Origin of the sequence: Mycobacterium sp., assembly GCF_049281135.1 — a bacterium.
In the GTDB taxonomy this organism is placed as follows: Bacteria; Actinomycetota; Actinomycetes; order Mycobacteriales; family Mycobacteriaceae; genus Mycobacterium.
On record NZ_JBAPRN010000182.1, the window covers coordinates 1 to 13,776 of the forward strand.

General features: G+C 63.9%; 14 protein-coding genes. 6 read left to right on the plus strand and 8 right to left on the minus strand.

What is annotated here, in order from left to right; genetic code table 11:
* Positions 1–165 precede the first annotated feature (165 nt).
* Together WAN02_RS07295 and WAN02_RS07300 are read left to right on the plus strand one after the other, a co-directional pair.
* Entirely contained in the window at positions 166–1,542 is a 1,377-nt protein-coding gene (locus tag WAN02_RS07295; protein ID WP_422263493.1) for an MFS transporter, read from the plus strand.
* Between the two features lie 9 nt (positions 1,543–1,551).
* Positions 1,552–2,127 (plus strand): hemerythrin domain-containing protein, encoded by a 576-nt coding sequence (locus WAN02_RS07300; RefSeq protein WP_422263494.1) that lies wholly within the window; start codon positions 1,552–1,554, stop codon positions 2,125–2,127.
* A 54-nt stretch (positions 2,128–2,181) separates the two neighbouring features.
* Here the strand turns inward: WAN02_RS07300 and WAN02_RS07305 are convergent, their stop codons facing one another.
* Together WAN02_RS07305 and WAN02_RS07310 are read right to left on the minus strand one after the other, a co-directional pair.
* Positions 2,182–2,505 carry a PE-PGRS family protein gene (locus WAN02_RS07305; RefSeq protein WP_422263506.1) on the minus strand — a complete coding sequence of 108 codons (324 nt, stop codon included), beginning with the start codon at positions 2,503–2,505 and terminating at the stop codon, positions 2,182–2,184.
* A 72-nt stretch (positions 2,506–2,577) separates the two neighbouring features.
* A complete protein-coding gene (locus WAN02_RS07310; RefSeq protein ID WP_422263495.1) occupies positions 2,578–2,931 on the minus strand; it encodes a glyoxalase superfamily protein in 354 nt (117 codons plus the stop codon).
* 74 nt (positions 2,932–3,005) lie between these two features.
* Between WAN02_RS07310 and WAN02_RS07315 the strand changes: the two genes are divergently transcribed.
* The 4 genes from WAN02_RS07315 to WAN02_RS07330 all read left to right on the plus strand — a co-directional run bounded on the left by WAN02_RS07315 (position 3,006) and on the right by WAN02_RS07330 (position 6,579).
* Positions 3,006–3,272, plus strand: a complete 267-nt coding sequence (locus WAN02_RS07315) for a YdeI/OmpD-associated family protein (RefSeq protein ID WP_422263496.1) — start codon at positions 3,006–3,008, stop codon at positions 3,270–3,272.
* 119 nt (positions 3,273–3,391) lie between these two features.
* Entirely contained in the window at positions 3,392–4,978 is a 1,587-nt protein-coding gene (locus WAN02_RS07320) for a cytochrome b (protein ID WP_422263497.1), read from the plus strand.
* A 29-nt stretch (positions 4,979–5,007) separates the two neighbouring features.
* Positions 5,008–5,322 (plus strand): hypothetical protein, encoded by a 315-nt coding sequence (locus WAN02_RS07325; protein WP_422263498.1) that lies wholly within the window; start codon positions 5,008–5,010, stop codon positions 5,320–5,322.
* A 39-nt stretch (positions 5,323–5,361) separates the two neighbouring features.
* A complete protein-coding gene (locus WAN02_RS07330) occupies positions 5,362–6,579 on the plus strand; it encodes a GNAT family N-acetyltransferase (protein WP_422263499.1) in 1,218 nt (405 codons plus the stop codon).
* Between the two features lie 10 nt (positions 6,580–6,589).
* Here WAN02_RS07330 and WAN02_RS07335 read toward each other — a convergent pair whose 3' ends face one another.
* The 6 genes from WAN02_RS07335 to WAN02_RS07360 form a co-directional block, all read right to left on the minus strand.
* On the minus strand, positions 6,590–7,651 hold the full coding sequence (locus tag WAN02_RS07335; RefSeq protein ID WP_422263500.1) for a ketopantoate reductase family protein: 1,062 nt from the start codon (positions 7,649–7,651) through the stop codon (positions 6,590–6,592).
* 33 nt (positions 7,652–7,684) lie between these two features.
* Positions 7,685–9,481: a SulP family inorganic anion transporter gene (locus WAN02_RS07340; protein WP_422263501.1), complete on the minus strand. Its 1,797-nt coding sequence runs from the start codon at positions 9,479–9,481 to the stop codon at positions 7,685–7,687.
* A complete protein-coding gene (locus WAN02_RS07345) occupies positions 9,478–10,590 on the minus strand; it encodes a sulfate ABC transporter substrate-binding protein (protein ID WP_422263502.1) in 1,113 nt (370 codons plus the stop codon). Before WAN02_RS07345 ends, WAN02_RS07340 begins: the two co-directional genes overlap by 4 nt.
* A 250-nt stretch (positions 10,591–10,840) precedes the next feature.
* A complete protein-coding gene (locus WAN02_RS07350) occupies positions 10,841–12,427 on the minus strand; it encodes an MFS transporter (protein ID WP_422263503.1) in 1,587 nt (528 codons plus the stop codon).
* 95 nt (positions 12,428–12,522) lie between these two features.
* Positions 12,523–13,086 (minus strand): TetR family transcriptional regulator, encoded by a 564-nt coding sequence (locus tag WAN02_RS07355; RefSeq protein WP_422263504.1) that lies wholly within the window; start codon positions 13,084–13,086, stop codon positions 12,523–12,525.
* Positions 13,083–13,643 (minus strand): TetR family transcriptional regulator, encoded by a 561-nt coding sequence (locus WAN02_RS07360; RefSeq protein WP_422263505.1) that lies wholly within the window; start codon positions 13,641–13,643, stop codon positions 13,083–13,085. Before WAN02_RS07360 ends, WAN02_RS07355 begins: the two co-directional genes overlap by 4 nt.
* Positions 13,644–13,776 lie beyond the last annotated feature (133 nt).

The following is a 13,776-nucleotide window of genomic DNA, read 5'->3' on the forward strand; positions in this document are numbered from 1 at the left end:
GATCCCACTCGCGCGGCGGTACCCCGGGAATGATCGGCTAGGTACAGTTTGCTATATCCAGCGGTCGTGCATCGCGCTCGATCGGTCAGCGAGTGCAACCGCGAGGCAGACGTGGCAACGACGACGCAGACAGCAACAACGCGTCCTACGGCGACGCTTGTCGTGGTGTCCACCGCGGGATTCCTGGCCAGCCTGGATCTGTTCATCGTGAACATCGCCTTCCCCGAGATTCGTCAGACCTTCGGCGCAGCGGACTTCGGAGCGATGTCGTGGATCCTGAATGCCTACACGCTCGTCTTCGCTGCTTTCATGAATCCGGCGGGCCGGCTCGGCGACCGATACGGCCACCGCCGGATTTTTCTGACCGGCCTGGTCGTGTTCACCCTGGGCTCCACCGCGTGCGGGCTGTCCGGATCGTTTGTCGCGCTGGTCGCCGCCCGTGTCGTCCAGGCTCTGGGCGCCGCGATGCTGATGCCGAGTTCGCTTGCACTGCTGCTGGCCGCGGTTCCGCCCGCCCGGCGTGCGGTTGCGGTCAGCACGTGGTCTGCCATCGCTGCCATGGCAGCGGCGCTCGGGCCTCCCGTTGGCGGGTTTCTGGTCGAATTGTCCTGGCGCTGGATCTTTTTCGTCAATGTTCCGGTTGGGCTGCTGGCGCTGGTCGCCGGACTCCTGGTGCTGAGCAAGGCCCCGGGCGCCGGTAGCGGCATTCCCGATCTATTCGGTGCGCTCTGCCTGGTGGTAGGGGTTGGGGCGCTGGTGTGGGCCCTGATCGAGCTACCGGTCACCGGCTGGCACGCGCCGAGGGTGCTGCTGGCCGCCATCGGTGCCGGTTGTGCGATCACCCTGGCGGTGTGGCGTTCGCTGGGTCATCGATCGCCCGCGGTGGACCTGGCCGCAATACGGGTGCTGCCGATGTGGTCGAGTTGCCTTGCGCTGCTGGTGTTTTCCGCGGCCCATGGCGCGATGCTGCTGGGCGGCGTGATGCTTCTCACCACCGTCTGGGGCATGCCGCCGGCCGTCGCCGGCTTGTGCCTGGCGCCGGGTCCGATCGTCGTGGTCGTTGTGTCGCTGACACTGGCCGGCCGACTGATCGACAAGCTCGGCATCGCCGTCGTCGCCGCGACCGGTGCAGCGCTCTATGTCGTCGGGATCGGGATCTGGCTCTGCACCATTGGTCCCGTGCCTGATTACTTCACCGACTATTTACCGGCGCAACTGTTTACCGGCGCGGGCGTGGGATTGGTGATGCCGAGTCTTTCCGCCGTCACCGGCGTGGCGTTGCCGTCGCACCGGTGGGGAGCCGGTTCGGCGGTGACCAATACCGCACGACAGCTGGGCATGGTGCTGGGCACGACGGCCCTGACCATGATTTACCAACCCGGTATCGACCTCGCTGCGGTTCGGCGCGGATGGGCGTTCGTCGCCGTGGCCGCCGGCAGCGCCGCACTCATCGCGGCCGTACTCGCGTTCCGGTGGAAGGCTGCCGCCGACGAGTCACCGATGCCGGCGGAAGTCCAATGCGTTGGCGGGCTTGCTGATTAACTAGTCGGGATGGCCGACATCACCATGCTGATCCTCACCGACCACGACTGGTTCCGTCAACAATTCGCCAAGCTGGATGTTCTGCAAGCCCAGACACCAGTCGATCAGCGAGCGCTGGAACGAGTGTGGCGTCCACTTGCCGACAAGCTGGACGTTCATGCCTACATCGAAGAGAAGATCTTCTACCCACAACTACTCACGCGCGGCACCGAGGACGCCGAAGGCGAGACGCTCGATGCGATCGGTGACCACAACGACATTCGCGACGGGGTGCGCGACGCCAACGCCGCCGCGATAGCCAGCGACGAATGGTGGGCGGCGGTCGGTCGAACGCGCCTGGCCAACGACGACCACATGGGCGAAGAAGAGCGGGAAGGCCTGGCCGATTTTCGTCGTCACGCACCGATCGGTCTGCGCGAAGCACTGGGGCGTCAATACCGCGAGTTCATGGCCCAACATCCGACCACGAAGGGACTGTCAATCGTCGACCGCGACCCGGAAAGCTACGTCGCGGAACAGGAAGGCGCGGCGCGGTTGCCGCGCAAGGACTTCTCGCTCGGTATCGGCAGCCTGAAGGACGAATGACGATTCATGCGGCCTGGGTTACCAAGCCGCATGAATCAATCCTTCTGGGGCGGTTCAGCCGTGGCCGGAGCCGCAACCGACGCCCGGAAGACATCCGGTGCCGCCGGGGACGCCGCCCGGACCCGCGAACTGCCCGCCGGAGCCACAGCCGACACCCGGGAGACAACCTTGTCCACCGGGGCCACCGCCGGGGCCGTTGAATTGGCCGCCGGAGCCACAGTTGCCGTTGGAGTCGCAACCGCCGCCACCCGGGTCCTGCTTGAAGACACTGTGGGTGGGTCCCGCCGTGGCTGGGGAGCCCACTGAGGCCTCAGCCGCGGCCACGGGCATCACGGCGATCGCTGCCGCAGCAGCCCCACCGATAACCAGCGGTTTCATGAAATTGAGTTTCTCGAACATGGTCATAAACGGCGTTATACCCCCTTCCACACATGTCCAAAACATCGGATTTCAGTCGTGATGGTTGACGATGTTGAGCACATTGCCGTCGGGCGCCCGAACGAAAAAGCGTCGCAGGCCCCACGCTTCGGTGGTCAGCGGATGGACGATGTCATAGCCGAGTTCCTGTGCTTCCGCGTACGCCGCGTCGATGTCATCGGTGCAGACCGAAATCACCGAATCTTCCGAGGCAGTCGCATCGCCGGTGACCAGTTGGAGCCGCGCCCCGGCGTCGGCCGAGGAGTAGCGGGCCACCCAGCCCATGTTGAACTCTTCGTTGGTCAGCCCCAGGTAGTCGGTGTAGAAACGCTTGGCTGCTTCGATGTCCGCGACTCGAAGGTTGGCAAATATCTTCGTGGCTTGCATGCAGCTCTCCTGATGGTGTGAAGGCGGCGGCGACCTCCACGCTAGCGGCCACGCTGCGGATTACGCTGGCGTCCATGAGCGGCAAGCGGGTGTCCGGCGGAGTGGTGCACAAGCTGCCCGCAGACCTGCGCCAGGCGCTGCTTGCCAATTCGACGGCACTGGCGGCTTGGCAGGACATCACCCCCTTGGCGCGCAACGAGTTCATCTGTTGGGTCGACGACGCCACACAAGACGCGACCCGAAAGCGCCGCATCCGCCGGACCCAGGAGGAACTCGAGGAGGGCCTTCGCCGACCTTGCTGCTGGCCCGGTTGCAAACACCGCGAGCGCACTGGGAAATAGCGGCCGAATCGACTCTTTACCCCCGCCGAATTCAGTACTACGCTCCGTGGTACTACGTTGCATAGTAGAACTCGGTTGGGCCCCATCTCAGCGGTTTCAGCCGTGAGGGGATGGTTGCCATGAACCTCCGACCGGCGGATACCGCGGTGCGCCAAGCCCACGACATCGATGAGCGATATCACCCTTCGGCCGCACTACGGCGCCAGCTCAACAAGGTCTTCCCGACGCACTGGTCGTTCCTTCTCGGCGAGATCGCGCTGTACAGCTTCGTCGTTCTGCTGATCACCGGCATCTATCTGACACTGTTCTTCGACCCGTCGATGATCGAGATCCCCTATCACGGGGTGTACCAACCCTTGCGCGGTGTGCAGATGTCGCGCGCCTACGAGTCGGCGCTCAACATCTCGTTCGAGGTACGGGGCGGGCTGTTCGTGCGCCAGGTACACCACTGGGCCGCACTGATGTTCGCCGCGTCGATCATGGTTCATCTGGCTCGCGTCTTTTTCACCGGAGCGTTTCGCCGCCCACGCGAAGCCAATTGGGTCATCGGTTCGCTGCTGCTGATCCTGGCCATGTTCGAGGGTTATTTCGGATACTCGCTGCCCGACGACTTGTTGTCCGGCATCGGGCTGCGCTGCGCACTATCGTCAATCATGCTGGGATTCCCGGTGATTGGCACCTGGCTGCACTGGGCCTTTTTCGGCGGCGACTTTCCGGGCACCACGCTGATTCCCCGGCTCTACGCGCTGCACGTTCTGGTGCTGCCGGCGATTATTCTCGCGCTGATCGGCGCGCACCTGGCGATGGTCTGGTTCCAAAAGCACACTCAGTTCCCCGGCCCCGGTCGCACCGAGAACAACGTCGTCGGCGTCCGGGTCATGCCGGTATTCGCGGTCAAGTCCGGCGCCTTTTTTGCGCTGACCACCGGTGTCCTCGGCCTGATGGGCGGCCTGCTGCAGATCAACCCGATCTGGAACTTGGGTCCCTACACGCCATCTCACGTGTCGGCGGGATCCCAGCCGGACTTCTACATGATGTGGACCGAAGGCCTGCAGCGATTGTGGCCGGCGTGGGAGATCTACATCGGCCACCATACGGTGCCCGCAGCCGTTGGTGCCGCGATGATCATGGGCATCGTGTTCGTGTTGCTGACGATCTATCCGTTCCTGGAGAAGCGGTTCAGCGGAGACCACGCCCACCGAGCCCACCGCAACTTATTGCAGCGTCCACGCGACGTGCCGGTGCGCACCGGGATTGGGGCGATGGCCATCGCCTTCTACTCGGTACTCACATTGGGGGCGATGAACGACATCATCGCGCTGAAGTTCCACATCTCACTCAATGCCACCACCTGGTTCGGGCGCATCGGCATGGTGGTGCTGCCACCGATCGTCTACTTCATCACTTACCGCTGGTGTGTTGGGCTGCAGCGCAGCGACCGCGCCATCCTCGAGCACGGCATCGAAACCGGCATCCTCAAACGGTTGCCGCACGGCGCTTATGTCGAACTGCACCAGCCACTGGGACCGTTACCGCTGGAATATCAGGGCGCTCCGGTGCCGACGAAAATGAACAAGCTCGGCTCCGGCGGCTCCCCCGGTTCGGGCAGTTTCTTGTTCGCGGATCCCGACGCCGAGAACACCGCGATATCCGAGGCCCATCACGCCGCCGAGCGCCGCGCGCTCACCGCATTGCGGGGTCGCTGAAGATAGCCCACACCTAATACCCTCATCTGATGGCGGGCGAGACGGGCCGACATCGGCGGGATCCGGCCGCCGGACCGCACTACCACGTCGTCGCTGAAAATCCGGATGGGGAGCTGATTTGCAGCGATGGATTCACCTGGCCATCGGCGCAGGGATTCGCTGCCGACCTAGTCTCACCCCCGCCGGGAGCCGCGGTCTACGAGCCGGTGCAGACCGTGTGGATCGTCCAAGGCGCACCGGTGGGGTGTCCGCTGGCACACGGCGACAACGTCCCGGCTGACGAGCAAGCCGTACCAGGATTTCTGGAACATGCGATCCAGCAGCAGCCGTACTGGTCGGCGTAACCTTCGCTGCCCGTACAAGCCGCAGGCCATGATGTCGGTATGACCACCGAGATCCGTGTGCTCGACAGCGAAGGCGACCTGGTCGCCGCGGCGAATCTGTTTCGTACCGCGATGATCGGCTTCCCGCCGTTGGCGGGTCTGGCACCTGGGCAGATCACCACCCTGCTGGAACGGGGCCGAACCGTCGGCGCCTTCGTCAAGGGCCAACTCGTTGGCACCGCCGATGCCGTGACGAGCGGGCTCACCCTGCCCGGCGGAACCATCGTCGGCCACGCTGCTGTCACGCACGTCGGGGTTCTGCCGTCGTTCACCCGCAAAGGCATCGCCACCGATCTCATGCGCCATCAGCTGCACGACGTCGCCGCGCGCGGCGAGACCGTCGCGACGCTGCGGGCTTCGGAGGCGACCATCTACGAGCGGTACGGCTACGGCGTCGCGAGTTCATCGCAAACCATCGAGGTCCAAACGGGGCGAGCAGAACTTCGCCCCGGTCTCGGGACAGGCGGGCCGGTGCGCCTGCTGGAGACCGAGCGGGTGTGGGACGTGCTGCCCCGGATCTACACCGAGAACCGGCCGTCACGTCCGGGAACCATCGATCGCCCGGATGTGTGGTGGCAGGGTGCCCGGCTCCGGTCTGAATCATCGCCGCAGCCCTGGTATGTCGCAGTGCACGGTGAGCCGGGATCTGAAACAGGGTTCGCTCGTTACCGGCCGATCGACACCGACAAGTGGTTTGTCAGCGATCAGCGCACCATCGCGGTGGAAGACTTCTTCGCACCCGACAGCAACACCTACCTCGGGCTGTTGCGATTTCTTCTCGGGCTCGACCTCATTGATCGCGTGGTGTTTTGGATGCTGCCAGTCGACGATCCGATGTCCTGGCTGCTGCTCGACCGGCGCGCGGCGCGGGTGACCGCCACTCACGACGAAACGTGGTTACGTGTCATCGATGTCGAGAAGGCGTTGTCTGCAAGGCAATACGGGGGCACCGGAGATGTCGTCGTCGCCGTCGACGACCCACTGCTGTCCGACAATTCGATCAGCGTTGCTATCACCGGCGACGGCGCCGAACAGACCGACCGGCGCTCGCAACTGCGCGTCGGCGTGGCCGGCCTGGCCGCCGTGTTGCTCGGCGGCGCGACATGGCGCAGTCTGGCCGTTGCCGGGCTGGCCCACGCGGAGAATCCGTCAGTGCTCGCGACGGCCGAGCGGCTCTTCGCGATACATGAAGCACCACACGCCGGATTCTTCTTCTAGCGCATCACCGTCACGGGGTACCCAGTAGTTCTGAGAGTTCCGCCGCCGAAAAGCGGCTCGGCCCAAGCTGATTGCGCACTGCTTCGCGCGACGCACGCGCCAAGGCGGCGTTGAGCGGCGCGGTGATCCCGTGCTGGTGGGCGATCCGGACAATCTCGCCGTTGAAGTAGTCGGTTTCGACATTGCCGGTGTTACGGCTCAGCGACTGCCAGGTGGAATTGCTTGCGCCGGTATCCGGGCCGGGCACCGGTCGCGGCGTCGGCCCGTCGACTCGGGCCGCGGTGGACATCTCGAACGAGGTGAATTCGATCCCCGCATGCCGCAATACATATTCACCTTCATGGCGCAGCGCCGCAACGACTTCGGTGGTATCGGTTCCATCGGCAGACAGCGCGACCACCGAATTACCGAGATTGCTCAGTAGCTTGTTGTACTTCCATGGAGCCACATCGTCGACGACGCGCACCTGGACACCCGCGGCGCTCCACGTCATGTTCACCTCGCCCAGCAGTTCACCGTCAGCAGGCGAATTGCAATGCGACGGCCAGCGTCCGATGTGGAACTGGCCCACCACCGGCCAGCACCGGACGATGACCTCCCCGGGTTCAAGGTGTACGGCAGGCAACCAGACACAGACACCGAAAACCCGCCGGAAATAGCGCAACGCCTTCGCCTCGGCGACAACGCCGTTGAGGGCAGTCATCGCCGGAAGCAGGTCGCCGGCGCTACCGATGATTCCGTCGGGACCGTGGACCGGCTGATCGACCCACTGCTGCAGCGCCACATCCAGTTGTTGGGTTTTGGTCGCGAACACCAGCACGTCGTCGGAGGTCAACCGCAGACGCTCGGCGCCGGTCACCGCGCTGACCGGCGTGTGGAAGATGCCGTCGGGTGTCCTCAGCGTCAAGCCTGTGGTCGCCAGCGTCTCCGCGTGACGCCCCCGGGCGACCAGCACGGTGGCGACACCCGCCCGAGCGAGCACTCCGCCTACCGTGCCGCCGATTGCTCCTGCCCCGACGATGACGTATCGGCGGCCGTTCAGTCCCGGTTCATGCGTCTCGTCCAATGCCATTGGGCGAGAATACGTCTGCGGACCGCACGCGGGTCAGACCAGGTAGTAGTAATGCTTGGAATCACCATTGCTGCTGACGGCCTCCGCCGGAACCTGCGCGCCCGATTCGTCGAACCCACGTAACGCGTGGGCGTAGCGAACGGCCTTCAGCGTTGCGGAGAACTCCTCGTCTTCTTCGGGAAAGACCCGCTCGGACGGGAACCATTTGTCGAATCCGACGTTCGTCAGCAGCTTCCACAGGTCGGCTTGCACACCCGCGAGCAGGACAGTCACGCCACGATCGGATTCTTCGCGCACGAACTTCTCGATCCGCTCGATGACCACAGCGTCGGGATGGCGCACCCGCTTGACCCGCAACACCAGGAACTTGATGTCCTCCTCTTTGATCCGCTGTCCCAGCGTTTCAAGATAACGCTCGAGTTCGGGTGCGGCACCGAAGAAGAGCTCGCCCTCGAAGTCGTAGATGATGATCGACCGGTCGACCGGGTCGCTGGGCACCCTTTCGCGGACCACCCGTTCCGGGGCCACCACCAGCTCCCTGGCCTTCAGCTTCGCCGCGCGCGGCACGAACAGCAGGATCGACAAGGCCACACCGAGCAGTACCGCGGTGTCCAAGTCGATCAGCACGCCGGTGAACGCGGTCAGCAGGACCAGGCCCGCGTCATAGCGGGATGCCTTGATCGCGTAGCTCAATCGCTTGATGTCGATCAGTCGTGCGGCCGTGATCAGCAGCAGTCCGGCCAGCGCCGCCCGCGGCATGTAATGCAACAGCGGCGCGAACAACAGCACGACGACGGCGACGCCGATCGATGCGATAACGCCGGAGAACCGGGTCACGGCGCCGGCCTGGTAGTTGATCGGCGACCGCGTCACCGAACCTGAGCCCGGCAGGGCCTGGAAGAAGCCGCCGGTGAGGTTCGCCAGGCCCTCCGCGATGATCTGCCGGTTGTAGTCGATCTTCTGCCCGCTCTGATAGGCAATGGCTTTCGCGATCGACAGCGCTTCGAGCAGTCCGATAAAGGCGATGGCCAACGCGCCTTCGGAGAGTTGACCCACCTCGCTCAGTTGCACGGACGGGATGTGCGGCAGCGGCAAGCTCTGCGGAATTTTCGCGGTCAGGGTTACCGCCGTCTTGCCGGTGTGGTCTTCCGTCGACCAGCCGGCCAGATACGCGATCAGGGCCGCGATGACCAGTGTCGCCAGCAAATCGAGTTGCGGCAACCCGTAGCGTTTGACCAGCCGCCGCAAGAGGATGGCCAACACCACGGTCGCAGTGCTGATGACCAGCGCGCGGTAGTTCAGCGCATCACCGTGGAACAGCGTGAGGTAAGTACGCTTCAGCACCGATTGCCGGCCGTTGCCCTGGTCCTTCACCCCCAGCGCGTTGCCGAGCTGACCTATCGCGATCAAGACGGCCGCGGCCAACAGGAATCCGAGGATGACTGATTCGGAGATGTATCGAGTCAGATCACCGAGCTTGAACACGGCGATGAGAATCTGGAAGACGCCCACGAGGACGCCGAGTAGAAACAGCGCCTCGAACAACACGGTGCGATTCTCGGGATCCAGGAAGGCCAGCGAGCTGAACACCAGCAACGAAATCGCGCTCGTCGGTCCGTTGACCAGGTGTGAGGATGATCCGAACACCGAAGCGACGAATGTCACCACGATCGACGAATACACGCCAAATTTCGGATCGACGCCGGCCACCAACGCATAGGTGATGCCCTGTGGCAGCGATACCGCGGCAACCGTCAGCCCAGCGATCAGATCCCGGCGGGCTTTGTCTCCGGTGTAGTTGAGGCTGTGAAATCTGTCCGAAATACTCATGGCGTCTTCGTCTTTCGCCGAGGGTGTGCGGACGCGTTTCTCGCCGGAGCAGAGGAAACCACGTCGTAGATACCGTTATTGCCGAAGAATCTCTCGCGTGCGTCGTACCAGTCTTTGGCGATCGCGGTGATCGGGAACAGCTCGATAGCGGGCAGCCGGTCCTGGTGTTTGGCGAGGGTTTCCGGATTGATCGGGCGATAGCCGTACTGCGCGGCGGTCTCCTGCGCGGCATCGGTGTAGAGGTATTCCAGATACGCCTTGGCGTAGGACGCGATCTTCTTGTTCTCGAGATTCGCATCGACCCAGGCGACCGCCGGTTCGGCGCGGATACTGACTGGCGGATAGACGATTTGGAGCTCGTCCTTGTTTTCCGCCACCTCGCGTAACGCCTCGTTCTCCCACGTCAGATGCACGTCGCCGACCTTCTCGGTGGCAAAGCTTATGGCCGCGCTGCGGGCGCCCGGGTCGGCGACCACGACGTGGCTCAGAAGGGCCCTGACGAAATCGGACGCTTGGGCATCGCTGCCACCGCGCGTCGTCACCGAGCCCCAGGCGGCGAGGACGCTCAGCTTGCCGTTGCCAGACGTACGCGCATCGGGATTCACGATCTCGATGTCATCCTTGATCAGGTCGGGCCAGTCGTGAATGCCTTTTGGATTGTCCTTGTGGACGACGAACACGATCGTCGACGTATACGGCACAGAGTTATTGGGCAGACGCTGTTGCCAATCAGCCGCGATCAGCCCCCGTTTGCGCAGCGCGTCAACGTCGCTGGGCAACGCCAGCGAAACGACGTCGGCTTTCTGCGTTCCATTGATGACGTCGGTGGTCTGGCGGCCCGAACCACCGTGAGATTGCTTGACTTCCACCGTGACACCCGTTTGCCGCCGGTATTGGTCGACGAATGTCTTATCGAGTGCCGCGTACAGTTCACGGGTCGGGTCGTAGGAGACATTGAGAATCTGGTTCGGCGAATTGTCGTGATGCAGGTTGTGGATCGCGATGAGGCTGGCCGCTACGACGATGGCGACAACGCCGACGATATTCAGCCGCGGTACCGAGAAGAGAAACCTGCGCCAACGCGACGATGGCTGCACGGGCTCTGTCATTGCCGCCTCCATACCCATAACCGGAATCGTGAAAGTTGCCGGCCACCGGCGACTGAAATTTGGAGACTATCGATCGAACTTTGAATACACAGCGTTGTAAATCAGGCTGATCGCAATGGCCCAGTCCCGCAGGGTGATTACCGGCTTTCGCTTCGGTCGTTGCCGCATTTATGCAGACCAGGCGCATCTCGACAATCGATGAAGACGATCGCGACTGTTCGCTGGACGAGATGCGACGGAATGGCGCCACCTACTTAGGGCGTCGCCGCGCCAGCAATTCGCGCACGGGCCGTAGCTGTTGGTCGTCACGCCCGGGTGCCCACAGTCCTATCAGGACAGCACTGACCGCTACCAGTACGCCGAGCACCAACAGCGACGAATGCATGGCGTCGATGAACGCCATCTTGCTGACCTCCGACAGTCGAGCACCCGCCGGTCCCAGCCGTCGCGCGACCTCCAGCGCTTGGCCCAGCGACGTGCTCGCGGCGTCCCCCACCGCTTTCGGGAAGCCGACCAGGTTGGGCGCCAACGTCTTCGCATATCGCGCGGCCAGCATCGATCCGGCGAGCGCGATGCCGAGCGCGGCACCGATTTCCCGGCTGGCATCGTTGACCGCCGAGGCCACTCCCTGCTTGTCGTCCGGCGCGGTAGTCATGATCACCGATGTCGTCGGTGCGGTGCACAGTCCGATGCCGGTGCTCATCACCAACATCGGCCAGGCTGCCCGCCAATAGGGCGAACCCAGTTTGATGCCGAGCATGCAGATCGACCCTGTCGCGATCAGCATGAGTCCACTGAACACGACCGCACGCAGACCGAGGCGGGGCAGATACCAGAAGGACAGCACGGACAGCACGAGCATCGGGCCCATGATCGGGCTCAGTGCAAGCGCCGTTTTGCTGGGGCTGTAGCCAAGGATCAGTTGCATGTACTGCATGAGCAGGAACATGTAGCCGAACATCGACAGGAAAAAGACAGTGATGGTGGCGGCGCCGGTGGCGAATGCGGGAACCGTGAACAGTCGCACATCCAACAGCGGATAACGCTGCCGCACTTCGACGAAGCCGAACGCCAGCCCCAACAGGATTCCGACGCCGAGGCTGGTCGCCACCACTGGATGGGTCCACCCACGCGCTGGCGCCTCGAGGATGCCGAAGACGAGGGTGGCCACGGCGCCGCCGATGACCAGGGCTCCGCGCCAGTCCAATGGCTTGGCGTCGGCATCCCGCGAACTCGCGATGGTCGACGTCAAGATGAAGATGGTCAGGGCTGCACCCGCGAAGGCCCAGAAGATGGAATGCCACGACCAGAAATTCAGCAAAGCGCCGGATCCGAGCATCCCGATGACGGCACCCGATCCGGCGACGCCGGCCCAGATGCCGACCGCTTTGTTCCGCTCCTCCTTTGAGTAGGCGGCGGTGATCAACGACAGCGTGGCGGGCATGATCAACGCCGCGCCCGCACCGGCAAATCCGCGGGAGACGATGACGATCAAGGGGTCGGACAGCAGGGCCGGTATCAGAGATGCGACTGCGAATATGGCCAGACCGACCAGCATCGCGCCCCGTCTGCCGTAGCGGTCACCCAGCGCGCCGGCCGGCAGCAGAAGACACGCGAGGACCAAGGTGTAGCTGTCCACGACCCAGGTGAGCTGGGTCTGGGTGGCCGACGTCGCGATCGCTATGTCAGGAAGCGCGGTGTTCAGCGCCACCATCGAGGAGATGACCAGCAGCACGCCAAAGCACGCCACCGCGAGCAACCAAAGCCGGGCCCGCTCGGACAAGCCGGCGAGAGCGAAGTCGCTGTCTTGGCCCGGGTGGGTCACAGCATTGGCCACGCGCCACCCCCTTGAGCGATCAAGCTGCGCTGTCCGAGACCACCTACGTCCTGGTTTCGAGACTAACAGTCTCGTTTCGAAGCTGCGCGCCGAGATCAGGTCGGCGCGGGCCCGACCAGCAGCTGTTTGATCACCGGCGCGGCCCAGCGGCTGAGCTCCTCGCGAGTGAGAGCGGCCACCGGTGGATTCACCAGCACGTATCGCGTGATCGCGAGGCCGATGACGAACGCACCCATCAGCCCGATCCGCTGCACGGGATGGTCGGGGGTTGCGGTGATCAATTTGGGCGCAACCTGCTCGGCAAAAACTCGCCGTAGGGTCTCGGCAGCGAGCGGGCTCGTCATCGCGGCCCGCAACAGCGCCAAGAACGTTTCGTCCTCTTCCCACACCGCGAAGAAGCGGGGCAGCAAGATGGCGGCGACCTCGTCGGGATCGACATTCGACAGGTCGGGAAGGTCGATCGCGAAATCCGCTGCCGCCGCGAACAAGTCCTGCTTGCTGCCGAAATACCGGATGACCAATGCCGCGTCCACACCGACATCGGAGGCCACGGCGCGCAGGGTCGTGCGTTCGTAACCTTCGGATCCGAAGCGACGGCGCGCCGCGGACAAGATGTCGGCGCGCGTCTGCGCCGCGTTACGCGGTCGAGTCGCATTCATGACGGCGCCGGCCCGACCAGAAGCTGCCGAAACACCGGTGCCGCCCATCGTCGGAGCTCTTCGCGGGTGAGGTCGGCGGCCGGGACGTTACCCAGCACCGACCGAGTCGCGGCCAGCCCGATCACGAATGCGTCGGTCAACGCGATCCGCTGCTGGTCATAGTCGGGGGTGGCGGCCTTCAGCGTCGGCGCGACATGAACAGCGAGGGTCTCGTTGAGTTTGTCGGCGGCCACGCGGCTGGTCATCGCCGCCTGCAGCAAGGCCATGAACGAGTGGTCCTCTTCCCACACAGCGAAGTAGCGCGGCAACAGCATGTCGGCGATGTCGTCAGGACCCGCATCGGTCAGATCGGGCAGCTCGATGGTGAATTCGGTGGCGGTGGCGAACAGGTCCTGCTTGCTGCCGAAATACCGAGTGACCATCGCCGCGTCCACGCCCACATCTCCTGCGATCGCACGAAGAGTGGTGCGGTCGTAGCCGTCCGCCGCGAACCGGCGGCGCGCGGAGGCCAGAATGTCCGCCCTGGTCTGGGCGGCGTTGCGGGGCCGTTTTGTCATCGTTCACCAACTCTATGTCATCAGCCGTTGACTAGGTACACCGCCGGGCGTATGTTGAAGTCATCAGCCGTTGACAAAAGTCATCGGTTGTTGAGATAGAAAAAGCTGGTGGTTCCATTGAACGTCTGTCAAT